Here is a 23981-nt window from a genome sequence, read left to right as displayed (position 1 = left end):
CCGCGCCATAGCTGCGCGGGGCCGCTTTTTCGAGGAACGGCAATGGCGGACGGTGATGAATTCGGGCCCGGCTTTCTGACGGGCCTCGCCTCGCTGAAGGGGCGCACGGCGCTCATCCTTGGCGGGCATGGAGAACTTGCCCGCGCGATGGCGGCGGCGCTTGCGGACCACGGTGCCAGCATCGTCCTGGCGGCCCGCAAACTGAACCAGTGCCAGGCTTTGGCGGACGACATCGCGGCGACGTTCGGAGTAGAGACCGTCGCGCTCGCCTGCGACATCTCCGACGAGGCGCAGGTCAAGGCCGCGGTCGCTTCCGTGCAGGAACGCTTCGGACGGCTGGACATCCTGATCAACAATGCCGGCGCATCCTGGTCCGGCGCACCCGAGGACATTCCGCTTTCCGGCTGGAACAAGATCGTCGACGTGAACCTGACCGGCGCCTTCATCGCCGCGCGCGAGGCCGCCAGGCTGATGATTAAGCATGGCAAGGGCGCGATCATCTTTGTCGCCTCGACCGGGGGACTGACCTCATTCACGCCCGAGCGGGCCCAGATCGTGCCCTACACCACGACAAAGGCGGCGCTCATCCACCTGACGCGGGACCTCGCCGCGCAGTGGGCGCACCGCGGCATACGCGTTAACGCCATCGCGCCGGGCCAGATGCGCTCGGGCCTGACGCTGACCGTGCCGGACGACATCGTGGAGCAGATGCGCGCCGACATTCCGATGAAGCGGCTGGGCGATCCGAACGAGCTCGCCGCCGCGGTGGCCTTCCTGGCCTCGGATGGCGCGAGCTACGTGACCGGCCAGACGCTCGTCATCGACGGCGGCCTGACACTCACCTGAACAGGTCGGCCACCCGCCGGCGGAACATGACCGGGAGGGATCATGAACTACGACCGATACGAGGCCATCGAGGTGGGCCGCGAAGGGCGCAAGCTGACCCTGACACTGAGCAATCCCGCAGCGCTCAACGCAGTCACCGCCAGGATGCATGCCGAGTTGTCGACCATTTTCATCGATGCCGGCCAGGACGACGAGACCGATGTCGTGGTGCTGACCGGCGCCGGCACGGCCTTCTGCGCCGGGGGCGACATCAACTGGATGCAGACACTGCTCGACGCGCCGGGCGGCATGGCCGGCATCGGCATCGAGGGCCGGCGGATCATCCATTCGCTGCTCGATCTCGACAAGCCGGTCATCTGCCGGATGAACGGCGACGCGATCGGCCTCGGTGCGACCCTTGCCCTGTTCTGCGACGTGGTGATCGCCGACAGGAACGCACGCATCGGCGACCCGCACGTCCGCGTCGGGCTGGTGGCCGGCGACGGCGGCGCCGTGATCTGGCCGCAACTCGTCGGCTATTCCCGCGCCAAGCAGTTTCTCATGACCGGCGACCTGATCGGCGCCGAGCGCGCCGAGGCGATCGGCCTCGTCAACATCGTCGTGCCGGCCGACAAGCTCGACGAGGAAGTGGCCCGCTTCGCCGACAAGCTTCTCCGTGGCGCGCAGCACGCGATCCGCTGGACGAAAATGTCGGTCAACATCGGTCTCAGGCAGCTCGCCGATTCCGTCCTCGACGCTTCACTCGGCTATGAGGTCGCCTCCAGCATGCTGCCCGACCATCGCGAAGCGGTCGCCGCCTTCCGCGAAGGGCGGCGCCCTGCCTTCGATCGCAGATAGATTCTCCAGTTCGCCAGTCGCTCGAGGTGCCAGTGGCGGTCGCCGCCCTCCTGGCGCAGCGCCCACAGGCGCCGGTACTCAATGGCTCACGACCAACTCGTCGGTCATGCCGATGCCGCCGTGAATCTGGATCGCTTCGTTGCCGACCCGATGCGCCGCGTCGCAGGCAGTGATCATGGCCGCCGACACCGTGCGCGCGCGCCCGGTTTCGCCTGAAGCGCAGGCCAACGCGGCCGCAGCTGCCAGCGAGCGCGCCTCCTCGCAGGCGATCCACATATCGGCAATACGATGCTGGATCGCCTGGAAGCTGCCGATCGCCACGCCGAACTGCTTACGGGCATGAGCGTAGTCGACGGTCGCGGCGATCAGGGCATCCATCAGGCCAACCATCTCGGCAATCTGCGCCGCCGTGGCGAGGTCGGCGGCGCGTTCCAGCGCGGGGAGCACGGGAGCGTGCTCCAGACGCGACGCCGAGGGCACTGCGCACCCCGACAGCACGATGTCGGCCGCCGGCATGGCGTCGATCCGCGGCCGGGATGTTCGCGTGACCCCATCGCTCCTCGGATCGACGAGAAACAGGGCCGGGTCGCCGCCGACGTTGGCGCTGACGACAAGCAGATCCGCCTCGGCCCCGAACGGCACCATCGGCTTGACGCCGTCCAGCAGGTAGGAGCCGTCTTTGGCGACGGCCGTCGCCGTGATTGCCGCTCGATCGTAGCGCGCCGCAGCTTCCAGGTCCGCGACGGCAGCGACGGCCTGTCCCTCGGCAATGCGTTGCAGCAGGGGCGCCGCTACATCGGACGGAGCCGCTTCGGCGATGAGCGCTGCGGCGTGGATCGAACTTGCAACGATCGGTTCGGGCGGGAGCGCCGGAGCCAGCGCCGCCAGAGCGACCATCGCTTCGACCGCTCCTCCGATGCCTCCCATCTCCTCCGGAATGGCGAGCGACAGGACACCGAGATCGCCCAGCCGGCGCAGCCGCGCACGGTCGAATGCCAGCCGGTGCGGTGACAGGCCGACACCATATTCCTGCTCGGCGAAGCGCTTGACCGAGCCGCCGAAAATGTCTTGTTCGCTCGAGATCAGACCCTGCACGTCGTCATACTCCCAGCAGGCTGCGGCCGATGATGCCGCGCTGGACCTCGTTGGAGCCGCCATAGATGGTAGCCGCCCGTGCCGCGAGCAGCCGCGCGACCACTCCGTTGCGTCTCACCTCCGCCGGGTCGGCGTCGCCCGCCTTCATATGCGGGTCGTAGCGCAGTCCGGCGGGGCCCAGCACATCCATCGCAAATTCGGTCAATGCCTGTTCCAGTTCGGAGCCGCGTATCTTCAGCATGCTGACGGAGGCCGGCGTCGGGCCGCCACTGTCGGCGGTGCGCACGATGCGCAGCGCCGTCCACTCCAGCGCCATCAGCCGCGCGTCGAGTTCGGCCAGCCGCTCGCTCACCCAGGTCCTGCCGGAGAGCGGCGCACCGCCGTCGCGCAGATGGTCGAGCCCCTCGCGGATCAGCCGCAGCGTGCGTTTCTGCTTGCCGATCTCGGCCACCAGCAACCGCTCGTTGCCGAGCAGGAATTTCGCGATCGTCCAGCCGGCATTCTCCTCGCCGACGCGGTCCGCGACAGGCACGCGCACCTCCTCGAAAATGACTTCGTTCAGGTGATGGCGTCCCTCCATCGACACGACCGGCCGCACGATGACGCCCGGCGCCTTCATGTCGATCAGCAGGAAGGAGATACCCGCCTGCGGCTTGCCGTCGGCCCGCGTGCGCACGAGGCAGAAGATACGGTCGGCCCAATGCGCCATCGTCGTCCAGATCTTGCGCCCGTTGACGACATAGTGGTCGCCGTCGCGCACCGCGCGGGTCTTCAGGGAGGCGAGATCGGAGCCCGCATCGGGTTCGGAATAGCCCTGGCACCAGAAGGTGCTGGCGTCGAGGATACCGGGAAGGTAGCGCCGCTTCTGCTCCTCATTGCCGAATTCGCACAGCACCGGGCCGAGATAGTTGACGCCGAAGGGGAGCAGCCAGGGCGCTCCGGCCAGCGAGCATTCCTCGTCAAAGAGATAGGACTGGAGCGCGCTCCAGCCCTTGCCGCCATAGGATTTCGGCCAGGCACCGCACAGCAACCCGCCCGCCGCGAGTGTCTGCTGCCAGCCGACATAGTCGGCGCGGTCGAGATCGACGCCCGCCTCGACCCTTTCCTTGAGCGGACGGGGCAAGGCCCGCGCGCAGAAATCGCGCACGCTCGCGCGGAACGCCTCTTCATCTTTGGTCAGTGGAAAACGCACTCCGTCCTCCCGTCGCAGCGCCTCGATCCTATCCGAATAATATTCAACCGTCCAGTCGGTTGCATTATCTTTACGAGCGACAGATTTGTCCTTAAGAGTATTCGACACGGCGGCGGCAAAGGCGCAAAGAGACCGTGGGCGAGGAAACCATCCGGAGCATTGCGTGGCGGACGACACCGGCAGCCTGAGAAAAGACCGTGCGACGCTCGGCAAGCTGACCGACGCCTCGAGCGCGCTGCGCCCGTTTCTGCGGGACGGCATGTGCATCGGACTCGGCGGCTTCGGCCTGGATCGCAAGCCGATGGCGTTGGTGCGTGAAATCGCCGCCTCGCCGGTGCGCGGGCTAACGCTCGAAACCTTCGCCGGCGGGCTGGACGTGGAGGTGCTGCTGGCCGCCGGCAAGGTGGCACGGATCTGCGCTTGCCATGTCGGGCTGGACCATTTCGGCCTTGCACCCCTGTTCCGGACGGCGCGGCAATCCGCCGGCGTCGACTTCGAGGAATGGTCCGAGTGGACACAGCTCGCAGCCTGGCGCGCCGCCGCCGAAAAGGCCCCCTACGCGGTCGTTCCCCTTGATCCGGCGACCGACCTGCTCAGGATCAATCGCCATATTGCCCCCGCCCCCGCCCTTTTCGGCATGGAACAGGCCTTCGCCGTCCGCGCGCCGACCTTCGATCTCGCCATCCTGCATGCCGAAGCGGTCCATCCCGACGGCTGGGCGATCGCAGAAGGCGACACCTATCTCGATCCCATCCTCGCGCGGGCGGCGAAACGGGTTGTGGTGTCCGCCGAACGGTTGATCGACGACGCGGAACTTGAACGTCGCCATCGCGACGTGCACCTGATCAGTGCGGTCGTCGACGCAGTCGTCCTCGCGCCAGGAGGCGCGCTGCCGGGAAGCTGCCTGCCGAACTACATGCTCGATTTTCCGACGATGCGACGCTATGTCGAAGCATCCGCCGCCGGCGCGAGCGCGGCCGATCTGTCGGCCATCGCCTTGTCCCGGCTCGAACGCGCGGGAGACGAACCATGAGCCGCGCCGACCGCCTGTCCTGGACGATCGCCCGTCACGTCAGGCACCTTCCAGCCGGCACCGCTTTCACGGCCACCTCGTCCGCAACCCTGGGCGTGCGTCTCGCCCAGCAGCTCCTTGGCTGTCGCCTCAGCCTGTGGGGGCATGGCGGCGCCTACGACCCGGCAGGCATTCTGTCCCTGCATGCCCGCCCCTGGCTGTTCAATCGAAGGCCCCACGCCCGCGTCACGCTTCCCGGCGTGTTCGACACTCAGTCCGAACCGCATGCGCTGCTCGCCACGCCGGCGCAGGTCGACGGCCGGGCCAACGCCAATCTTTCCGGCCTCGGCGATCCATCCCAGCCTAAGGTGGCTTTCGGCGGCACCCGCGGCCTGCCCGACGCGCGCGCGGTCCATTTCGTCCTGCCGGTCCATTCGGCGCGGCAGTTGGTCGAGAAGGTCGATTTCGTCTCAACCTGCGCGGCGACCCGCGACACGCCCTCGCTCCTGTTCACCGAACTCTGCGTGATGCGCTGGTCGCACGAAGCCGGCGCCTGGACGCTGGAAGAGATCGCAGATGAGATCGATATCGACGGCCTGCGCGAAAGAACCGGTTTCAAGTTCATCGTCTCGGACGGACTGATGCCGATCGAGGACATGTCCGACGCCGCGCGCTCACTGCTGGCCGACATTGACCCGCTTGGCCTGCGCGACCTCGATTTCATCAGCGACCGCTCCCAGTTGCTCGACGCATTCCAGCGCATCTACGAGGCCGAAGCCGATCTGGTCGGCCGCGATCGCGCACCGCGCTGATATCGCCTCAGGAGAAGACATGATGGACGATCTCAATCGGATGCTGGCCGAGCGCGCCTGCGAAAAGCTGACCTATTCATACGCAAACCTGCTCGACGCCTACGAGCACGACAGCTTCCTCGCCATGTGGACGGAAGACGCCGTGCTCAACATGCTCGGCCGCGCCTATGAAGGGACAAAGAACATCCTCGCTTGGCTCGAGGCGCGCGAGCAGGATCTGGTCTGCCGGCACCTCGTGACCAATGTCGTCACCGAGATCATCGACGACACGAGAGCGACCGGCTTCTGCTGCACGATCGCCTACCGCGCGCGCGGCTGGCGCGGCCGCGAGCCTGGCCCGCTCGAAGCCCCTCCGTTCCTCGTCCAGCACCAATCCGAATTCCGCAGGCATCCGGTCCGGGGCTGGCTCTTTTCCCGGCGCGACGTCTCCGCCGCTCTCGTCGGTGCCGAGCAGCTGGCCGCGCTGCAGTCCGGCCAGGGCCTGCAGGCGCACAGGACGAAGACCTGAGGTCAGACGGCGGTGAAGCCGCCGTCGACGACCAGTTCCGTTCCATTGACGTAGCTCGCGGCATCGGAGGCGAGGAACAGGATGCCGGCTGCAATTTCCTCCGGCTCGGCCAGCCGTCCCTGCGGCACGGTGCTACGGCGCGCGTTGCGCGCCTCCTCGCCGGTCTGCTTCGACAGCGGCGTGTCGACGAAGCCGGGATGGATCGAATTGGCCCGCACCGGCTTGCCGGCTGCCGCGCATTCGATCGCGGTCGCCTTCGTCAGCAGGTGAACGCCGGCCTTGGCAGCACTGTAGGGTCCGGAGCCGACGCCGGCTACCAGGCTGCGGATCGAGGACATGTTGACGATCGACCCCTTGCCCGACTTCTCGAGTAGCGGCATGGAGTTACGGGTTCCGAGAAAGACGCTGTCGAGATTGATCGCGATCACCCTGCGCCATTGTTCGAAACTCGTGTCGAACAGGCTGCGCAACTCGCCCCAGCCGGCATTGTTCACCAGCACGTCGAGCTTGCCGAATGCGCGCTCGACCTCGCCCATTGCGGCGATCCAGTCGGCCTCTGAGGTCACGTCGAGCCGTATCCCGCAGTGGCCGGTTCCCGGTAATGCGTCGACGGTGACCTTCAGCGCAGCCTCGTCTATGTCGCACAGGACGACGGTCGCGCCCTCGCTTGCGAAGGCACGCGCGGTGGCGGCGCCGATCCCCTTTGCGGCGCCCGTCACGAGTACGATCCGGCCGCCAAACCGCCCACACGGCATGATCTCGTCACCGGCCATTGACGTCGCCCGTGGCAAGCGCCAGCAGATCCACCGGCGTCGGGTTTCGACGCTCCAGCATGTCTTCCATGCGGGCGCGGATTGCGCCGTCGAACGCCGTGGTCGTGACCAGATAGAACTGTCGACGGATCATCGCCTCGATGACCATCGCGGCGACGGCATCGGGATCGAGCCCTCTGGCCGTGACGGCGTCGGACGCCGCCTGCATCGCCGCGATCTCGTCCGACCGCTCGCCCTCCGTCCGTAGGCCGGCTGGCCGGTTGCGCTCCGACGTGCCGATAGCGGTCCTGACCACACCGGGACAGAGCGCGGTCACGCCGATGGGCGAGCCCTCCTCCGCCAGCGATGAATACAGGGCCTCCGTCGCCCGCAGCGCGGCGTGCTTCGACGCCCCGTAGACCGGCGAACCCGCCCCGCCATAGAGCCCGGCCACCGAGATCGTGTTGACGATGTGGCCCCACCCGCCGACCGCGCGCATGCGCGGCACGAAGCTGCGGATGCCGTGGACGACGCCCATCAGGTTAACGTCGATCGCCCACCGCCAGTCCTCGACCGAGAACTCCCACACCGGCCGATAGCGGCCCGCCGGAACGATGCCGGCATTGTTGCAGACGACATGCGCGGCGCCGAACGCATCGTAGGCGCGGACCGCGAGCGCTTCCACCGCCTCGCCGCTGGAGACGTCGGTTACCAACGTCTCGACCTCGTAGCCGTCCGCACGGAGACCTTCGGCCAATGTTTCCAGCGGTGCTTTCTCGATGTCGGCCAGCACAAGCCGCATCCCTTCCCGTGCGAAGCGCAGAGCCAGCCCGCGCCCGATACCGCTGGCCGCACCGGTCACGACCGCGACCTTGTCTTGAAGCTCAATCATCGCCGACCTCCTGAAGGCAGAGACGTGGAGTGCGCCTTAGAACCCGGCCGTGCGCATTGCGCGAAAGGCGAATGTCGAGGCAAGTGCCAGTCCACCGCTGTAGCCGCGGCGGAAAACGTTGCCGACATCCGCGCCGGCAACGTAGAGTCCCCCGATCGACTCGCCGAACGGATCGAGCACACGCGCCTTGGCGTCCGCCAGCAGACCGCCGAAGGTGAAGGTGATCGCCGATACGACCTCCAGCACATAGTAAGGCGCACGGTCGAGCGGACGGTCGTGCGCCTCGCGCGGCGGCACGGCGCGCTCGGGCTCGATGCTCATCTGCCGGTTGAAGGCGCTGAGCCCCGCGACGCAGGCCGCGCCGTCGAAGCCGAGCCTGTCGGCGATGCCGGCGATCTCCTCGAGCGTCGCCGCCTTGCCGCCACGCGCGCCGGCGTCGATGGCGATCTGAAAGCGGTCCAGCGGCTCCGCGCCCGCGACGGGCGGCACGACCGCATGATCGTCCTGCACGCGCTGGTCCCAGACCAACAGCGCGCTCGCGCCGGGCTGGCGCAGCGTCAGCTGCGAACTGGCGTGGTCGTCGTCGCTTTCGTCGACGAAGCGTTTCCCGACGCGGTTGAGCAGCACGCCGTGGCTCGAATGGGCTTGCGTGTATTTGACGAAATCGGAATCGGTTCGGAACGGCACCGGAGTTGCGACGAGATGACCGTAATAGCCCGTATTGGGTCCGGCCCACGCGCCGCCGGCGGCGATGCCGAGCGAAAGACCAGCTCCGCTGCTCGTGAGGTTGGAGCGGAGGCCCATGACCCGCGCCGCCGGGTGGATGTGGCGGGCGCGCAATTCAGCATCGCCCTGGAAGCCGCCTGTCGCAATGAGAACATTGGCTGCGCGCAGCTCGGTCTCGCCATCCGGATGGGCGGTGACCACACCGGACACGCGGCCGTCTTCGCAGATGATCTCGCGCGTATCCGTGCCACGCACGACGATGCCGCCGGCCGCCTCGACCTCGCTCACGGCCTTGCGCAGATGATCCTGCATGTCGATCTGGCAGCCGCGGCCGTAAAGCACCTTCTGGGGTGGCCGCATGGAGATGCCGCGCGCGCGCATCCAGCCGAGCACCTCCGGATATTCCTCGATGATCACGGCGTGCAGGCGTGGATCTCCATCGTCGTGCAGGTTCATCTGCGCGAGCGACGTGGCGGTCCAGACATAGCCGCCGGACAAGGCGGCCGAACCGCCGATGTCCGCCGCCTTCTCGACAACCACGACCTTCGCGCCCTTGCCTGCGGCGCGCGCGGCAGCCGTCATGCCCGCCATCCCGCCGCCGATCACGACGAGATCGCAATCCAGGCATTCGCGCGTATTCAATGCGCTTCCTTTCCGATGTAGCCGCTGACCAGCGCAGCATTGGCCTCGTCACCCGTCGGCGGGCCGGAATAGACGACACGGCCACGGTCGAGAATGATCATGCGGTCGGAGTGGCGCACCGCATTCGTCGCCATCTGCTCCATCAGCAGGATGGTCACGCCCTTGCCGTGAAGTTCGGCCAGCTGCTCGTAGACCTGCTTGATCAGGATCGGAGCGAGGCCCATGGAGGGCTCGTCGATGATCAGCGTCTGCGGCTCGGCCATCAGCGCCCGCCCGATGGCGAGCATCTGCTGCTCTCCGCCCGACAGCGTGGCCGCAGCGCGGCCGAGATCGTCGCGCACCGCCTTCGGCAGGCCCTCGGCCACGGCCTTCACGCGGGTGGCGATTTCCTCGCGCGAGGCACCCGCCGCGTAGCCGCCCAGCAGCAGGTTCTCGCGCACCGAGAGTTGCCCGAAGAGCCGGCGGCCCTCTGGGACAAGGCTAATGCGCTGTTCGCGCGCGCTGCCGTTGAGCGGCGCGCCATTGGCGGCGACCTTGCCGGCGCTGGGATGCATCAAGCCCGACAGGATCATCGCCAGCGTCGACTTGCCGGCACCGTTCGCCCCGAGGACGGAGACGAAGCTGCCCCTGTCGATGTCGACCGAAACCTTGTCGAGCGCCAGCACGCCGCCGTAGCGGTGCAGGACGTCCTGCGCCGACAGGACCGGCAGCGCCGCAGGGACGTCGGTGCGCGCAGCCTTGTCGAGCGGAACGTCCGCTGTCTCGGTCAGGCCGAAATAGGCTTCGCGGACCTTCGGATCGTTGCGGATCTCCTCCGGCTTGCCGCGCGCGATGACACATCCGAAGTCGAGCACGACGATATTGTCGGCCAGGTCGAAGATCTCGTGCACCGCGTGATCGATGATCAGGATCGTAAGCCCCGCGGCCTTCAGCTCGCGCAGCATCTGGCGCAGCTTCGTGCTCTCTTCGGTGTCGAGGCCTGAGAACGGCTCGTCCATGGCCAGGAACCCGGCGCCACCGGCCATCGCACGCGCAATATCGGAGACTTTCTGGATGCCGAACGGCAGTTCGCGCGGATAGCTGTCGGCAACCTGCTCTAGTCCAAGGCCGGAAATGATGCGCTGGGCGACCATGTCGGGATCGACGAGCTTCGCGCCCGCCTTGCGCCGCGCCGCCACCCCCTGTCTGGCCACGACGCGCAGCATGTCGCCGATGGTCAGTTCGGAAAAGAGTTCGGCGTGCTGGAAGGTCCGGCCGAAGCCGGCGTGCATCCGCTGCCAGGGCGACAGCGCCAGGAGATCGCTCTCCCCAAGCTTGATGCCGCGCACCGTCGTCGCGGTATAGAAACCCGAGAGCACGTTGAGCAAGCTGGTCTTGCCCGACCCGTTCGGGCCGATCAGACCGACGACGTTGCCGGACGGAACCTCAAGCGAGACGTCCTGCAGGGCCTTCACGCCGCCGAACTGCACGCTCAGGCCATCGACCGACAGCGCCAGGCCCGAAACCGGAAGGACGTCCGCGACAAGCGCGGCCAGATCGTGCGCCTGCCCGATCGACAATTCGAGCTCCCGGTCGCCGCGGCGCCGGCGGGCGATCATCTCGATCAGCGACGGCACGACGCCCCGGCGCAGGAAGAGGAGGACGCCCACCATGGTAATCCCGTAGATGAAGGGGGCGACATTGTTGGTGCCGCGCGCGAATTCGGGAACGAGCACGATGAAGGCCGCGCCGAACACCGCTCCGACCAGCGAACCGGTGCCGCCCACCACGGTGGAAACCAGCATCTATGCGCCGGCATTGAGCGAGAAGGCCTCCGGGTCGAGATAGCTCATCGCCACGGCCATCGACACGCCCGAGACAGCCCCGAGCGCAGCGCTGATGGCGAAGGCGATGGCATTCTCGCGCGGCGGAACGAAGCCGACGGCCATCGCGGCGGTGCGCTGGCTCTTTACGGCCAGCCAGCGGCGTCCGATCGGGCCCTGGACGATCAGGTCGACGGCGAGGAAGGCGAGCGTGGCGACGATGATGCAGAAGCCGGCGGCCTGGGACAGCCCGATATTGCCCTGATAGAGGATCGACGGAATAGGCGGCACCGCGATGCCCTGCTCACCCCCGGTGAACTGGTCCCAGTGGCCGATCAGCTCGAAGGCCGTGAGGCTGAGCGCCAGGGTCAAGAGCCCGAAATAGAGGACGGAGAAACGGCCCGCCGCCATGCCGAGCACATATCCGACCGCACCGGCGACAATGATCGAAATGACGATGATCGCTTCCATCGGCACGCCTTCCATGCCGAGATTGACCGCCATATAGGCGCCGATCGCGGTGAAGGCGGTGTGGCCGATCGGCCAGATGCCGCAGAAGCCGGCCAGCATCGACACTGCCATCGTCACGACTGCAAGATAGCTGATCGCGACGATGAGGAAGGTATAGTATTCGCCCGTGAGCTTCAGTGGTCCGGTCGCAGCCCAGGCGGCGATGCCGACGAGAAGGATCGCAGCGAGGCGCAGGAGCCGGCTCGACCTGGTCGCTTTGCCGGCCATCACACACGCTCCTTGCGCAGCGCACCCATGAAGCCGGCCGGCCGGATGAACAGCACGGCGACGATCACGGCGAACACGATCGTGTCGCGGTAGTTGGCCGAAATGTATGTGCCGGCCACGTTGTCGAGCACCCCGATGATGAAGCCGCCCAGCACTGCTCCCGGCATGCTGGTCATGCCGCCGAGGAACACCCCGGCGAAGGCGCGGAACAGCGGGGCATGGGCGATATAGGGATTGAGCGAGGATTCGGCCGCCAGGAACAGCATCGCGATGGCGGCGAGCGCGCAGCCAAGGAACCAGGCGATCGTGGCGATCCGCCCCGTCTTGAAGCCGAGCATGCGCGCGGCAAGCGGATCCTCCGCGCTGGCGCGCATGGCGATGCCGAACGGCATGTAGCCGAAGAACCAGGCTACGAAGCCCATTGCGAGCAGTGCGACCACGGACGCCGCTATCTTGTTGAGTGAGATCGGGACGTTGAACACGTTGATCCAGCCGTCAACGAGCGGCGGGAAGGCACGCGCCTCATGGCCCCAGAACGCCCCCATGGCAGCCTGCAGGACGAGCCCCAGCCCGATCGTGACCACCAGCGCGACGAACAGGACATGATGCCCATGGCCGAGAGGCCTGATCAGCACGCGCTCGGACACCGTGCCGAGCACGCCGGCAACGACGATGGCGAGCAGGAAGGCCAGCGCCACCGCACCCCGACAGTGATGGCCGACAGCGCCACGAATACCGACACCGTGCCCATGTCGCCAATGGCAAAGTTCACCGTATCGGTGGAGCGGAAGATGATGACGATGCCGAGCGCGAGAAGCGCATAGGCCGAACCGTTCGCCATCCCCGACACGACTACAGAGATCAGGTCGCCCAAAGAACCCTCCAGGGAAGTTGTCTCAGCCGGAGCTTATGTGGTGGTGACCGTACTGGCGACCGCGTTTCGCCGCCGCCAGATTTCCGTCCGGAGCCGCCGGGCCGGAAGCCCGGCGTCCTCCGCCGATGCGCCTATTTGAACGAGTCCGTGTCGATTGCATCGCCTGCGGATTCCCATTTGCCCGCCTTGATGGTCATCGGGTTGAGGAAATGCCCGCCGAGCGGCTTGTCGGACGAAAAAGTCACCGGCGGGAACACGCCAGAGTCATACGCCTTGAGCTCATGGAAACCTTCGATGAGGGATGCGCGCGTCAAGGGTTCCTTGGCCTTCGATAGTCCCTCGACGAAGATCTTCGCCGCGCCATAGCCGAGGAAGGAGACGAAATCCGGCTTCTGGTCGGGAAAATATTTCGCCAGTCGGTCGCGATATTCCTGCGCCGCGGGCGTGTCGGCGAAGGGAGACGTCGTCAGCGAGGCCGCTTTCAGGCCTTCGACATATTCGCCGCCGAGCTCGATCGTGGCGTTGGCGACATTCGGTGCGTAGGTGTAGATCTGAATGTTCGATCCGGCCTGGCGCAACGCCTTCGAGAGCAAGGCGACCTCCTGAAGCAGCTGGATCGAGACGATCGCTTCCGGATTCTTGTTGATTATGTCGCGCGCGATCGGGCCGTAGTCGGTGGTGCCGATCTTGACGGCAAGCTTTTCCACGGTCGCGCCGGCGTCAACCGCCTTCGCGCCCGGCTCGACATTGTTGACGACGTTCTCGAACGCGGCGGCGGCGCCGAAGATTCCGAGGATCTTCTTGTGACCGTCCTGGACCGCCCAGCGGCCCAGCGCGTTGGCCTGATCCTCATAGAGGACGTGCAGACCCAGGAGGCCCGGTGTCGGTGTCGGCTTATACCAGTCGAGCGCGCCGCCGTAAGGCAACAGCATGGGCAGTTTGTGCTCTGCGACTGCGAACGGGAACGTCGCGGCGGTCTGCGCCGTGCCGTGCGGAATGACGGCGGCGAGAATGTTGTCGCTGGTGATCAGCTTGCGGGCTATGGCGATGGTCTGCTGCGGATTGTAGGCGCTGTCCTCGACGAGCCATTCGATCTTTCGCCCGCCGACTCCGCCAGCATCGTTGACGGCGTTGATGAGGGCATCCGCGCCGGCGCGGATCGGTACTCCGTAGACCGCAACCGGGCCTGTCAGCGCGATCCAGCTGCCGACCTTCACGCTGTCGGCGGTGACGCCGGGCGCCTCCTCGGCCGCGGCCGGGCTCATGGAAATGCCGATGCCGAGCGCCGTGGCGAGCGCAAGCGACCTGAAGGAACTCAGGTATGTCATCAAATCCTCCCCTGTGGTTGTTATTAGACCAACCAGACGGTCTATTAATTATTCGAGACCGACGCAGGCGTCAAGATCGCGTGCTCGATAAATATATGACCGACTGGACGGACGGCTTTTTATAAAGTAAAGCTCTCAAGCATCGACGGTCGGTTCCTGCAGTCCCGCGGCGGTTCGCACACCGGCCAAGGCCAAGCGATCGGGATAGGAACCCATGCCACATTTTGCTGCAATCGGCTTCGACCATCCGCCCCACTCCATGCACCTGCGCGACCGCCACCGCCCCGAGCACCGCCGCTTCGTCCTCGACAATGTCGCACCGATCCGGATGACGGGCGCGATGCGGGACGCGCATGGCAACCAGTGCGGCACCATCTACGTGTTCGAGGCGGGGTCGGAAGCCGAGGTGTGGGAGTGGGTGCGCAAAGAGCCGTTCTATGTCAACGGCGTCTATGCAACGATGCGCGTCGTCGAGTGGTCTCCAGCCTACAATCTACTTGAAAAGTGCGATTGGCCGACTTGAGCAGGTTTCCGGCACTTTTGCTTCGGGGAACCGACCAGGCGGCAGGTCATTCTGCCGAGCGTGGCGCGCGGGCTGCGCGCTCAACGGTGTGGCTGTTCCTCGACCGGCGCGGCATCACGAAAAAAAGACGGCGCACGCCGCCGAGCAACAGCGCGCGGACGTCCTGCGCCGCCGCATGGCTTGGTTCGACGGCCAACTCGATCGAGACGGCTTTCTCGAAGCTCAAGGCCCGCCCGAGCGATGCTGCTACCAGAACCACCGACGAACTCTGCTCGGCCGTCGCCGACTACCTCTCAGCCTTCACCGCCAAGGAATGCCGGCGCCACTTCGAGGCCGCCGGATATGGCTCGGATTAGGACGAATCTGTTCCAGTTCTTTGAGTCAGGACAATGGGGCGCAAAGCTGCCTTCCGTAAGCGGAAGTGTGGCCATCGTCATCAGCCTGCACGGTGAAGCTATCTGCTCGAAGATCCCGGCCGACGGGACTTCGTCAACAAACCCGGTCGAACAAGATCGATACCTAGCGGGAATGTCGAGAAGAAGCTGGTGCTGCCAGAGAGGATTGAACTCTCGACCTCTCCCTTACCAAGGGAGTGCTCTACCACTGAGCTACGGCAGCGTCTCCAGGAACGCGGCGGCTTTTGCCACACGAAGGCCTGATGCGCAAGCGGGGTCGGAATGGTATTGCAAAGACATGTCCCGTGGGTTTCGTCACGGGTCAACGGTCAGGTGATCGCACGGGTTTGCTGATGTCGACGAAGAACGAGACGGCAAAGGTCAAGCAGGAGCGTGCTGCGCGGCTGTCGGAGCAGTTGCGTGCCAACCTGATGCGCCGCAAGAGCCAGGCCCGCGCGCGCCGCGAAGGTGCTGCCGACGAGCGCGCGGAGGGCATCGGACTGGCGCAGGAACCTTTTCCCACCCCCGAGGACGACGAAGCATAAGCGGCAAACCGGAATTTCGCCGCATTGAGCTGGCGAATGAGATTCTCCGCGAAGGGGACGCGCGGAGCGCCCGGAATGCCCGCTCCTTGATGCCGGGCGTCGCTTGGTCTAGACGGTTCTTTCCGGCGACTCTCGCGGCGCAGCGCCCCGACGAATGCCATCTCTTCTTCGAAAGACCGTTTCATGGACAGAATCAGGATCACGGGAGGCCGCAAGCTCGAGGGCGTGATCCCAATCTCCGGCGCCAAGAACGCGGCACTCCCGCTGATGATCGCCTCGCTCCTGACGCGCGAGACGCTGACGCTCGAGAACGTGCCTGACCTCGCCGATGTGAACCAGCTCATCAAGATCCTCGGTAACCATGGCGTCGACGTATCGGTGAACGGCCGCCGCGGCAGCCAGAAGGAAGGCTATTCGCGCACGGTCAACTTCACCGCCGGCGAGATCGTCGACACCACCGCACCCTATGAACTGGTGTCGAAGATGCGCGCGTCCTTCTGGGTCATCGGGCCGCTGATTGCGCGCATGGGCGAAGCGAAGGTCTCGCTGCCGGGCGGTTGCGCCATCGGCACGCGGCCGGTCGACCTGTTCCTCGAAGGGCTCGCGGCGCTCGGTGCCGAGATCGACGTCGACAACGGTTATGTGGTGACGCGCGCCAGACACGGCCTGAAGGGCAACCGCTTCGTCTTCCCGAAGGTCTCGGTCGGCGCCACGCATGTGCTGATGATGGCGGCCTCGCTCGCCCGCGGCGAGACGGTGCTGGAAAACGCCGCGCGCGAGCCGGAAATCGTCAACCTCGCCGAATGCCTGACCCTGATGGGCGCGAAGATCTCGGGCGCCGGCACGTCGCGGATCGTGATCGAGGGCGTCGACACGCTGTCCGGCGCCACCTGCAAGATCATCCCGGATCGGATCGAGACCGGCACCTATGCGATGGCGGTGGCGATGGCCGGCGGCGATGTGGTGCTGGAAGGCGCGCGGCCCGAGCTGCTGCAGGCCGCGCTCGACGTGATCGCGCAGACCGGCGCCGAGATCACGCCGCTCAACCACGGCATCCGCGTGCGCCGCAACGGCCACGGCATCGAGCCGGTCGACGTGACGACGGAGCCCTTCCCCGGCTTCCCGACCGATCTCCAGGCGCAGTTCATGGGCCTGATGACCATGTCGAAAGGTCGCTCGCGCATCACCGAGACCATCTTCGAGAACCGCTTCATGCATGTGCAGGAGCTTGCCCGGCTCGGCGCGCACATCACGCTCGCCGGCCAGACCGCCGTCGTCGACGGCGTCTCGAAACTCAAGGGCGCGCCGGTGATGGCGACCGACCTGCGCGCCTCGGTGTCGCTGGTGATCGCCGGGCTCGCAGCGGAAGGCGAGACGGTGGTCAACCGCATCTATCATCTCGACCGCGGCTTTGAGCGGCTGGAAGAGAAGCTGTCCGGCTGCGGCGCCCTGGTCGAGCGTGTCTCCGACTGAGGCGCGCATCCTCCGGTAAATTGTTGCGCCGCATCACGAACCCGCCTAACTACGGGCCGTAACCGACTGGCAACGCCCGCAGAGGCGACGGATCCGCATGGAACAGCTCAAACTCCTCGCCCTCGACGCGGACGGTCTGGAAATCATCTCCGCTCATGTGCAGGACGCGGTGATGCAGGTCGGCGCGCTCGACTGGTCGCCGAAGGACAAGCGTTTCCTGATCGAGATGAACCGCTTCGTCTGGGAAAAGGCCGGCGGAACCTTTCGCAGGCACAATGAGCGGCGGCGCAGCATCCTCCATTTCGACCGCGTTCTTGCAGTGCGCTCGACCGGCATCGACCGCCGCAAGCGGGACGACGTGCTGTCGCTCTTGACGATCGGCTTTGCCGAGGACGATGCGCCGGCCGGCACGATCGAGCTGCTCTTCGCCGGCGGCGGTTCGATTGCCCTTGACGTCGAATGCGTCGAGACGCGCCTGACCGACCTCGGTGCGGCCTGGGGTGCCTCCTCCCGTCCCGAGCACGGGAACTGAGCGGACATGGCAATCACGCTCGACGCAGCCGCGGCCGATTTCGAAGATCGCTTCAAGGCATTCCTCTCCACCAAGCGCGAGGTGTCCGAGGACGTGGACACTGCCGTGCGAAATATCCTCGCGACGGTCAGGGCCGAAGGCGACACAGCGCTGTTCGAATACACGCGGCGTTTCGACCGTTTCGACCCGTCCGGCGGCAAGATGACCGTCACGGCCGCCGAGATCGACGCCGCCTTCGAGGCCGCTGACCCGAAGACAGTCGAGGCGCTGACGCTGGCGCGCGACCGCATCGCCGCGCATCATGCGCGCCAGCGTCCGCAGGACGATCTCTACACCGACGCGATCGGCGTCGAACTCGGCTCGCGCTGGACCGCGGTCGAATCGGCCGGCCTTTACGTGCCGGGCGGCACGGCGAGCTATCCGTCCTCGGTGCTGATGAACGCGCTGCCGGCCAAGGTCGCCGGTGTCGAGCGCGTCGTGATCACCGTTCCGTCGCCCGACGGTCTGATCAATCCGCTGGTGCTCGTCGCGGCGCGGCTTGCCGGCGTGTCCGAGATTCACCGAATCGGTGGCGCGCAGGCGATCGCCGCGCTCGCCTACGGCACGGAGACGATCCGTCCGGTCGTCAAGATCGTCGGCCCGGGCAACGCTTATGTGGCCGCTGCGAAGCGGCAGGTCTTCGGCACCGTCGGCATCGACATGATCGCCGGACCGTCCGAGGTGTTGGTGCTGGCTGATGCCACCAACGATCCTGAATGGATCGCGGCCGACCTGCTCGCTCAGGCCGAACACGACACCGGTGCGCAGTCGATCCTGATTACGAACGACGCCGCATTCGGCCGCGCGGTCGAGGGCGCCGTCGAGCGTCAGCTCGAGCGCCTGCCGCGGGCCGAGACCGCTGCTGCGAGCTGGTGCGACTTCGGCGCAGTTATTCTGGTGCAGGATTTCGAGACCGCCCTCCCCCTCACCAATCGCATCGCGCCTGAGCATCTGGAGCTCGCGATCGGGGGTGCCGACGAATTTGCCGGACGCGTTCGCAATGCCGGCGCGATCTTCATCGGGCGCCACACGCCGGAAGTCATCGGCGACTATGTCGGCGGGTCGAATCACGTCCTACCGACGGCGCGCTCCGCCCGCTTCTCCTCGGGCCTTTCGGTGCTCGATTTCATGAAGCGCACCTCGATCCTGAAGCTCGGTCCTGACCAGTTGCGCCAACTCGCGCCGGCGGCGATTGCGCTGGCCGAGGCGGAGGGCCTCGGCGCACATGCCCGCTCCGTCGCCATCCGGCTCAATCTCTGAGGGCCGCGATGGGGAGGGAGAAGAGCAACGCCCGGCTGGTCGACGTCGAACTCGATGAATCGATCGGCCGCTCTACGCCCGATGTGGAGCATGAACGGGCGGTCGCGATCTTCGATCTGGTCGAGGAGAATTCCTTCCGTCCCGTCTCGGATGTCGGCGAAGGACCCTACAAGCTCAAGCTCTCTTTGCAGGAATCGCGGCTGATCTTCGCCGTTACGCGCGAGAACGGCGAGGCGGTCGTCACGCATATCCTGTCGCTGACGCCGTTCAGGCGCATCGTGAAGGACTATTACCTGATCTGCGAAAGCTATTACGACGCCATCCGCTCGTCCTCGCCATCGCAGATCGAGGCGATCGACATGGGGCGGCGCGGGTTGCACAATGAGGGTTCGCAGACCCTGATGGACCGGCTCGCGGGCAAGATCGAGGTCGATTTCGACACCGCCCGCCGGCTCTTCACCCTTGTCTGCGTCCTACACTGGCGTGGGTGAGGGTCCGGTTCGCCCTTGGCGAATTCATCGTGCCGGCGGCACGATGAAAGGGCCTGAACGGCCCGGAGCTGCCGAACGCAGCGGGTCCCGGCCGGGCAGGCGTTCCGACCAGCCTAACCTCGGGACGGCTCGATGACGCGTCTGCCCGGTTCCGTGCTCTTCCTGTGCGGGCAAAACGTCATCCGTTCGCCGATCGCCGAGCAGCTGGCGCGCGCATTTCTTCCGCGCTCGATATTCATAGCCTCCGCCGGGATCCGGCCGGGCGAGCGCGATCCCTTCGTTGACGCGGTGCTCGCCGAGCGCGGCCTCTCGCTCGGCAATCGCCAGCCGCAGCACCTCGACGAGCTGGAGGACGCCTATTTCGACCTGATCGTGACGCTGGCGCCGGAGGCGCATCATGCCGCGCTGGAGCTGACGCGGTCCGCGGCGGTCGATGTCGAATACTGGCCGATGCCGGATCCGACGACGGCGACCGGAACGCGCGAGCAGATTCTGGATGCCTATCGCGACGTCGCCCTGCGGCTCGATCGGCGCATTCGGGAGAGATTCTCTGCCGGTCGCGCCCTCCCCGCGGCGTCGACATAAGCGCTGTTCACAAAATGCCCGAGATCATATAGGTTCCGCGCGATTTCCGGCCCCAGACTCATCCTGGATCTGTAGCGCCGGTTCTTTTCCGTGAAAAAAGGTATCGAATGCCGAAGGAAGAAGTCCTCGAATTTCCCGGTCTTGTGACCGAATTGCTTCCCAATGCCATGTTCCGCGTCAAGCTCGAGAACGAGCATGAGATCATCGCGCACACGGCAGGGCGGATGCGCAAGAACCGTATCCGCGTGCTCACCGGCGACAAGGTTCTGGTCGAAATGACGCCCTACGACCTGACCAAGGGCCGCATCACCTACCGCTTCAAGTAGGCGGCCGCACCGCGCGGACAATAGAGAGCACCTCGACGGGACTGCTGAAGCGATGAGCGTCTTCCAGAAGCTGGTTCTGGCCTCCGGGTCGCCGCGCCGCATCGAACTTCTGCAGCAGGCGGGCATCGAGCCGGACCGGATCGTGCCGGCGGATGTCGATGAGACGCCGCAGCGTGCCGAACACCCGCGGTCGCTTGCCAAGCGCCTGTCGCGCGAGAAGGCCGAGAAGGCGCTGGAAAAGCTCTCCAAGGACAGCGACTGGGAAGGCGGCTACATCCTCGCCGCCGACACGGTGGTGGCGGTCGGCCGGCGCATCCTGCCCAAGGCGGAGCTGATCGACGAGGCGTCCAACTGCCTGCGCCTGCTCTCCGGCCGCTCGCATCGCGTCTATTCCGGCGTTTGCCTGATCACGCCGTCCGGCAAGGTGCGCCAGAAGCTGGTCGAAAGCCGGGTGCGCTTCAAGCGCTTGTCGCGCGAGGAACTGGAAAGCTACCTCGCCTCGGGCCAGTGGCGCGGCAAGGCGGGCGGCTATGCGATCCAGGGGCTCGCCGGCGCCTTCGTGGTGAAGCTCGTCGGTTCGTACACCAACGTCGTCGGCCTGCCGCTCTACGAGACCGTGAACCTGCTCGCCGGCGACGGCTACAAGGTCTACTTCAACTGGCTTTCCGGAACCCGCGCTGCCTGAAGGCGTTCGCGGGGGATGTGAGGCCCCCTTGGTTCTGTCGAGATGCCTGATCAGTCTACCAACAACGTCACGCCGCTGCGCCCGCGCCGCCCCTGTCCGGAATGCGGCAGGCCTTCGGCGCGCGAGACCTTTCCATTCTGTTCGACCCGCTGCAAGGAAGTCGATCTCAACCGCTGGCTCTCGGGTGCCTATGTCATCCCTGGCAAGGAGGACGAGGAAAACGACGTCAGCAGCGACGAGCGGGAATGAGTCTCGCGGCTTGCTTCCCGAGTTTCGGATTTGTGCTTCCAGGCGCTGGACAGGGCAGAATCCCGTGCTATAACGCGCCCGCTTCCGGTGGCCGCCAACGCCTCCGCCCGGACGACCTCCGGTTCGCCTTCATCCGCGGAAGCCAGTGCCCAGTTAGCTCAGTTGGTAGAGCAGCGGATTGAAAATCCGCGTGTCCGTGGTTCGAATCCGCGACTGGGCACCATCTGCTCTTCTGAAATGAATCAAATGTCTGGACGGCATTTTATGACCGTTGCCGTATCAGGCGGATAGACCCCTGCCCCTCCGGGCGGCTTGACCTGGGGCGATCCGCCCCGCAACAGTCGTCGCCGACACGCAAACTGAAACGAAGGGAACGACGATGGCTGGAGATGCCGGCAGCACGACATCGCTCGCGAGCGAACTCGTCTCGGTGGTGTCGCTTCTCGGCGCTGGCGTGCTCGCAGTGCCGATCTTCAAGCGGCTCGGCCTCGGCTCGGTGCTCGGCTATCTCGCCGCCGGCCTCGCGATCGGTCCCTGGGGCCTGCAGCTCTTCAACGAACCCGGCGCGATTCTCCACATCGCCGAACTCGGCGTGGTGATGTTCCTGTTCATCATCGGTCTGGAGATGCAGCCGTCGCGGCTTTGGGGCCTGCGGGGCGACATCTTCGGGCTCGGGGCCGCGCAGGTCGCCATATGCGGCCTGCTGCTGATGCTCTTCGGCATGGCGATCGGTTTCCCGATCATCCAGTCCTTCGTCGCGGGCATGGGTTTTGTGCTCACCTCCACCGCGATCGTCATGCAGCTCCTGGAGGAAAAGGGCGAGATGGCGACGCAGGCTGGCCAGCGGATGATCTCGATCCTGCTGCTCGAAGATCTCGCCATCGTGCCTCTGCTGGCGATCGTGGCGTTCCTGGCCCCTTCCTCCGGACATGAGGAAGGCAGCTCGCTTTGGACGACCGTCGGCATCGCGGTCGCCGCGCTCGGCGGCCTCGTCATAGCCGGGCGCTACCTGCTCAACCCGATGTTCCAGCTTCTGGCAGCTGCGCATGCGCGCGAGGTGATGACAGCCGCCGCGCTGCTCGTCGTCTTCGGCGCTGCCCTTGCGATGGATCTCGGCGGTCTGTCGATGGCGATGGGCGCATTCCTTGCCGGCGTGTTGCTGTCCGAATCGACCTTCCGTCACCAGCTCGAGGCCGATATCGAGCCGTTCCGCGGCATCCTGCTCGGCCTGTTCTTCATGGGCGTTGGCATGTCGCTCGACCTCGGCGTGCTGACGCGCGAATGGCAGCTCATCGCGGCCAGCGTCGTCGGCTACATGGTACTCAAGTCGATCGGCATCTATACCGTCGCCCGGTTCCTCAGGTCCTCGCACCGCGAAGCATTGATGCGCGCCGTCTATATGGCCCAGGGCGGCGAATTCGCCTTCGTGCTCTATGCGGCCGCCACCAGCGTCGGCATCTTCGACGCCGACATGAACGCGGCGCTGACGGCGACCATCATCATTTCGATGGCGCTGACCCCGCTGATGATCGTATTCCTCCCACGCTTCCTGCCGCCCGAGGAACAGTCCCTCGAAGGCATCGAGGTGGTCGACGGTCTCTCCGGCAACATCCTGATCATCGGCTTCGGCCGTTTCGGCCAGATCGCCAGCCAGCCGCTCATTCTGCGCGGGGCCGACGTGTCGATCATCGACAACGATGTCGAAATGATCCAGGTGGCGGGCCGCTTCGGCTTCAAGGTCTATTACGGCGACGGCACGAGGCTCGACATCCTGCATGCCGCCGGCGCCGACAAGGCGCAGGCCGTGCTGATCTGCGTCGACAAAGCGGACGCGGCCGTGCTGATCGCCGAGCATCTGAAGGCCAATTTCCCGATGGTGCCTGTGTTCGCGCGGGCCTTCGATCGCGGTGCTGCGCTCAAGCTCGTCCATGCTGGCGTGGAATATCAGCTGCGCGAGACGCTCGAATCGGCGCTAACCTTCTCCACCGAGGTGCTCCAGTTCATCGGCGTGCCGTATGCGGACGCGGCCGAGACGATCGAGGAGGTCCGCCGCCGCGACCAGGAGCGCTTCGCCATGCAGCTTGCTGGCGACATCTATTCCGGAAGCGACCTGTTCAAGGGCAACCAGCCTGTGCCCGCGCCCGTCGCCACGCCGAAGCGCGCCGGCAAGGCGCTCAACAAGGAGGCAGAGGACGCACTTCGGGGCGGGTCGACCGAAACTGAGGGAGCGAGCCGATGACGGGCGACGAAAAGGATATATCGATCATCACCGGCTTTTGGCGCGAGGCGGGTCCGGATGCATGGTTCCGCAAGGACGACGGCTTCGACGATGCATTCCGGGCCGCGCATCAGGACCAGCACTGGCGCGCTGCCCGGCGCGAGCTTGATCACTGGAATTCGTCGCCGGACGGCGCGCTTGCGCTGATGATCCTGCTCGACCAGTTCCCGCGCAACTGCTTCCGCGGCACGGCGCACATGTTCGCCACCGATCCGCTGGCGCGCCATCATGCTAGGCATGCCGTGGGGATGGGATACGACAAGGGCGTCGCCGAGGAGCTTCGGTCGTTCATCTATCTGCCTTTCGAACATTCGGAAGACCTCGCCGACCAGGAACGATCGGTCGAGCTGTTCACGCCGCTCGGCGGAGAGGCGCTTCAATACGCAATTATCCACCTCGACATCATCAAGGCGTTCGGCCGCTTCCCCCACCGCAACCGTTCGCTCGGACGCGAGACGACGCCGCAGGAGCAGGCGTTTCTCGATCAGGGCGGCTTCGCGGGCTAGCTGCGGCATTGCGGATGTTGTCGTTTGCGGCGCGCTGT

At 66.0% G+C, this 23981-nt stretch carries 28 protein-coding genes and 2 tRNA genes; 19 read left to right on the top strand and 11 right to left on the bottom strand.

Features of this window, described 5'->3' with window-relative positions; translation table 11 throughout:
• Positions 1-42: 42 nt before the first annotated feature.
• Positions 43-846 (top strand): glucose 1-dehydrogenase, encoded by an 804-nt coding sequence (locus LRS09_RS24530; RefSeq protein WP_257809637.1) that lies wholly within the window; start codon positions 43-45, stop codon positions 844-846.
• A 42-nt stretch (positions 847-888) separates the two neighbouring features.
• On the top strand, positions 889-1683 hold the full coding sequence (locus LRS09_RS24525; protein WP_257809636.1) for an enoyl-CoA hydratase/isomerase family protein: 795 nt from the start codon (positions 889-891) through the stop codon (positions 1681-1683).
• A 78-nt stretch (positions 1684-1761) separates the two neighbouring features.
• On the opposite strand, the gene LRS09_RS24520 is transcribed toward LRS09_RS24525, so the two are convergent.
• Together LRS09_RS24520 and LRS09_RS24515 are read right to left on the bottom strand one after the other, a co-directional pair.
• The gene (locus LRS09_RS24520; protein WP_257809635.1) at positions 1762-2778 is read right to left on the bottom strand and encodes an acyl-CoA dehydrogenase family protein; all 1017 of its coding nucleotides are present in this window, start codon (positions 2776-2778) and stop codon (positions 1762-1764) included.
• 4 nt (positions 2779-2782) lie between these two features.
• A complete protein-coding gene (locus tag LRS09_RS24515) occupies positions 2783-3970 on the bottom strand; it encodes an acyl-CoA dehydrogenase family protein (RefSeq protein WP_257809634.1) in 1188 nt (395 codons plus the stop codon).
• A 163-nt stretch (positions 3971-4133) separates the two neighbouring features.
• On the opposite strand from LRS09_RS24515, the gene LRS09_RS24510 reads away from it, so the two are divergent.
• Genes LRS09_RS24510 through LRS09_RS24500 form a run of 3 tightly spaced genes read left to right on the top strand, consistent with a single transcriptional unit; the run spans position 4134 to position 6302 of the window.
• Complete coding sequence (locus tag LRS09_RS24510) at positions 4134-5003, top strand: CoA transferase subunit A (RefSeq protein ID WP_257809633.1); 870 nt, start codon at positions 4134-4136, stop codon at positions 5001-5003.
• The gene (locus tag LRS09_RS24505; protein WP_257809632.1) at positions 5000-5794 is read left to right on the top strand and encodes a hypothetical protein; all 795 of its coding nucleotides are present in this window, start codon (positions 5000-5002) and stop codon (positions 5792-5794) included. Before LRS09_RS24510 ends, LRS09_RS24505 begins: the two co-directional genes overlap by 4 nt.
• A gap of 22 nt (positions 5795-5816) precedes the next feature.
• On the top strand, positions 5817-6302 hold the full coding sequence (locus LRS09_RS24500; protein ID WP_257809630.1) for a nuclear transport factor 2 family protein: 486 nt from the start codon (positions 5817-5819) through the stop codon (positions 6300-6302).
• A 2-nt stretch (positions 6303-6304) separates the two neighbouring features.
• On the opposite strand, the gene LRS09_RS24495 is transcribed toward LRS09_RS24500, so the two are convergent.
• From LRS09_RS24495 to LRS09_RS24460, 8 genes are all read right to left on the bottom strand, one after another.
• Positions 6305-7057: an SDR family NAD(P)-dependent oxidoreductase gene (locus tag LRS09_RS24495; protein ID WP_257810306.1), complete on the bottom strand. Its 753-nt coding sequence runs from the start codon at positions 7055-7057 to the stop codon at positions 6305-6307.
• Positions 7058-7064: 7 nt separating this feature from the next.
• The gene (locus LRS09_RS24490) at positions 7065-7946 is read right to left on the bottom strand and encodes an SDR family NAD(P)-dependent oxidoreductase (protein WP_257809629.1); all 882 of its coding nucleotides are present in this window, start codon (positions 7944-7946) and stop codon (positions 7065-7067) included.
• A 36-nt stretch (positions 7947-7982) separates the two neighbouring features.
• Complete coding sequence (locus LRS09_RS24485; RefSeq protein ID WP_257809628.1) at positions 7983-9314, bottom strand: FAD-dependent oxidoreductase; 1332 nt, start codon at positions 9312-9314, stop codon at positions 7983-7985.
• A complete protein-coding gene (locus LRS09_RS24480; RefSeq protein ID WP_257809627.1) occupies positions 9311-11098 on the bottom strand; it encodes an ATP-binding cassette domain-containing protein in 1788 nt (595 codons plus the stop codon). Before LRS09_RS24480 ends, LRS09_RS24485 begins: the two co-directional genes overlap by 4 nt.
• Positions 11099-11854, bottom strand: a complete 756-nt coding sequence (locus LRS09_RS24475; RefSeq protein WP_257809625.1) for a branched-chain amino acid ABC transporter permease — start codon at positions 11852-11854, stop codon at positions 11099-11101.
• Complete coding sequence (locus tag LRS09_RS24470; RefSeq protein WP_257809624.1) at positions 11854-12552, bottom strand: branched-chain amino acid ABC transporter permease; 699 nt, start codon at positions 12550-12552, stop codon at positions 11854-11856. The genes LRS09_RS24475 and LRS09_RS24470 overlap by 1 nt, the downstream gene beginning before the upstream one ends.
• On the bottom strand, positions 12483-12728 hold the full coding sequence (locus LRS09_RS24465) for a hypothetical protein (protein ID WP_257809623.1): 246 nt from the start codon (positions 12726-12728) through the stop codon (positions 12483-12485). The genes LRS09_RS24470 and LRS09_RS24465 overlap by 70 nt, the downstream gene beginning before the upstream one ends.
• A gap of 131 nt (positions 12729-12859) precedes the next feature.
• Positions 12860-14056 carry an ABC transporter substrate-binding protein gene (locus LRS09_RS24460; protein ID WP_257809621.1) on the bottom strand — a complete coding sequence of 399 codons (1197 nt, stop codon included), beginning with the start codon at positions 14054-14056 and terminating at the stop codon, positions 12860-12862.
• 214 nt (positions 14057-14270) lie between these two features.
• Between LRS09_RS24460 and LRS09_RS24455 the strand changes: the two genes are divergently transcribed.
• Positions 14271-14579 carry a YciI family protein gene (locus LRS09_RS24455; RefSeq protein ID WP_257809620.1) on the top strand — a complete coding sequence of 103 codons (309 nt, stop codon included), beginning with the start codon at positions 14271-14273 and terminating at the stop codon, positions 14577-14579.
• 86 nt (positions 14580-14665) lie between these two features.
• Positions 14666-14935: a hypothetical protein gene (locus tag LRS09_RS30420; RefSeq protein WP_374684940.1), complete on the top strand. Its 270-nt coding sequence runs from the start codon at positions 14666-14668 to the stop codon at positions 14933-14935.
• Positions 14936-15122: 187 nt separating this feature from the next.
• Here the strand turns inward: LRS09_RS30420 and LRS09_RS24445 are convergent.
• A tRNA-Thr gene (locus LRS09_RS24445) sits at positions 15123-15197 on the bottom strand.
• 130 nt (positions 15198-15327) lie between these two features.
• On the opposite strand from LRS09_RS24445, the gene LRS09_RS24440 reads away from it, so the two are divergent.
• From LRS09_RS24440 to LRS09_RS24385, 12 genes are all read left to right on the top strand, one after another.
• Positions 15328-15519, top strand: a complete 192-nt coding sequence (locus LRS09_RS24440; RefSeq protein WP_257809619.1) for a hypothetical protein — start codon at positions 15328-15330, stop codon at positions 15517-15519.
• Between the two features lie 183 nt (positions 15520-15702).
• Complete coding sequence (gene murA, locus LRS09_RS24435) at positions 15703-16992, top strand: UDP-N-acetylglucosamine 1-carboxyvinyltransferase (RefSeq protein ID WP_257809614.1); 1290 nt, start codon at positions 15703-15705, stop codon at positions 16990-16992.
• 97 nt (positions 16993-17089) lie between these two features.
• Complete coding sequence (locus LRS09_RS24430; RefSeq protein ID WP_257809613.1) at positions 17090-17524, top strand: DUF2948 family protein; 435 nt, start codon at positions 17090-17092, stop codon at positions 17522-17524.
• A gap of 6 nt (positions 17525-17530) precedes the next feature.
• Positions 17531-18823 carry a histidinol dehydrogenase gene (gene hisD, locus LRS09_RS24425; protein WP_257809612.1) on the top strand — a complete coding sequence of 431 codons (1293 nt, stop codon included), beginning with the start codon at positions 17531-17533 and terminating at the stop codon, positions 18821-18823.
• An 8-nt stretch (positions 18824-18831) separates the two neighbouring features.
• Positions 18832-19314, top strand: coding sequence for a UPF0262 family protein (locus LRS09_RS24420; protein WP_257809611.1), 483 nt, complete (start codon positions 18832-18834; stop codon positions 19312-19314).
• Between the two features lie 132 nt (positions 19315-19446).
• Positions 19447-19899, top strand: a complete 453-nt coding sequence (locus tag LRS09_RS24415; protein ID WP_257809610.1) for a low molecular weight phosphatase family protein — start codon at positions 19447-19449, stop codon at positions 19897-19899.
• Between the two features lie 107 nt (positions 19900-20006).
• Positions 20007-20225: a translation initiation factor IF-1 gene (gene infA / locus LRS09_RS24410; RefSeq protein ID WP_085465451.1), complete on the top strand. Its 219-nt coding sequence runs from the start codon at positions 20007-20009 to the stop codon at positions 20223-20225.
• A gap of 52 nt (positions 20226-20277) precedes the next feature.
• A complete protein-coding gene (locus tag LRS09_RS24405) occupies positions 20278-20910 on the top strand; it encodes a Maf-like protein (RefSeq protein ID WP_257809609.1) in 633 nt (210 codons plus the stop codon).
• A gap of 42 nt (positions 20911-20952) precedes the next feature.
• Positions 20953-21159, top strand: coding sequence for a DNA gyrase inhibitor YacG (gene yacG, locus LRS09_RS24400; protein ID WP_257809608.1), 207 nt, complete (start codon positions 20953-20955; stop codon positions 21157-21159).
• A gap of 147 nt (positions 21160-21306) precedes the next feature.
• Positions 21307-21382, top strand: a tRNA-Phe gene (locus tag LRS09_RS24395).
• Between the two features lie 156 nt (positions 21383-21538).
• Complete coding sequence (locus LRS09_RS24390; protein ID WP_257809607.1) at positions 21539-23398, top strand: monovalent cation:proton antiporter-2 (CPA2) family protein; 1860 nt, start codon at positions 21539-21541, stop codon at positions 23396-23398.
• Complete coding sequence (locus LRS09_RS24385) at positions 23395-23943, top strand: DUF924 family protein (RefSeq protein WP_257809606.1); 549 nt, start codon at positions 23395-23397, stop codon at positions 23941-23943. The genes LRS09_RS24390 and LRS09_RS24385 overlap by 4 nt, the downstream gene beginning before the upstream one ends.
• Positions 23944-23981 lie beyond the last annotated feature (38 nt).

This window comes from Mesorhizobium sp. J428, from assembly GCF_024699925.1.
Taxonomy (GTDB): domain Bacteria; phylum Pseudomonadota; class Alphaproteobacteria; order Rhizobiales; family Rhizobiaceae; genus Mesorhizobium_A.
This window is presented reverse-complemented; position numbering and strand designations above follow the sequence as displayed.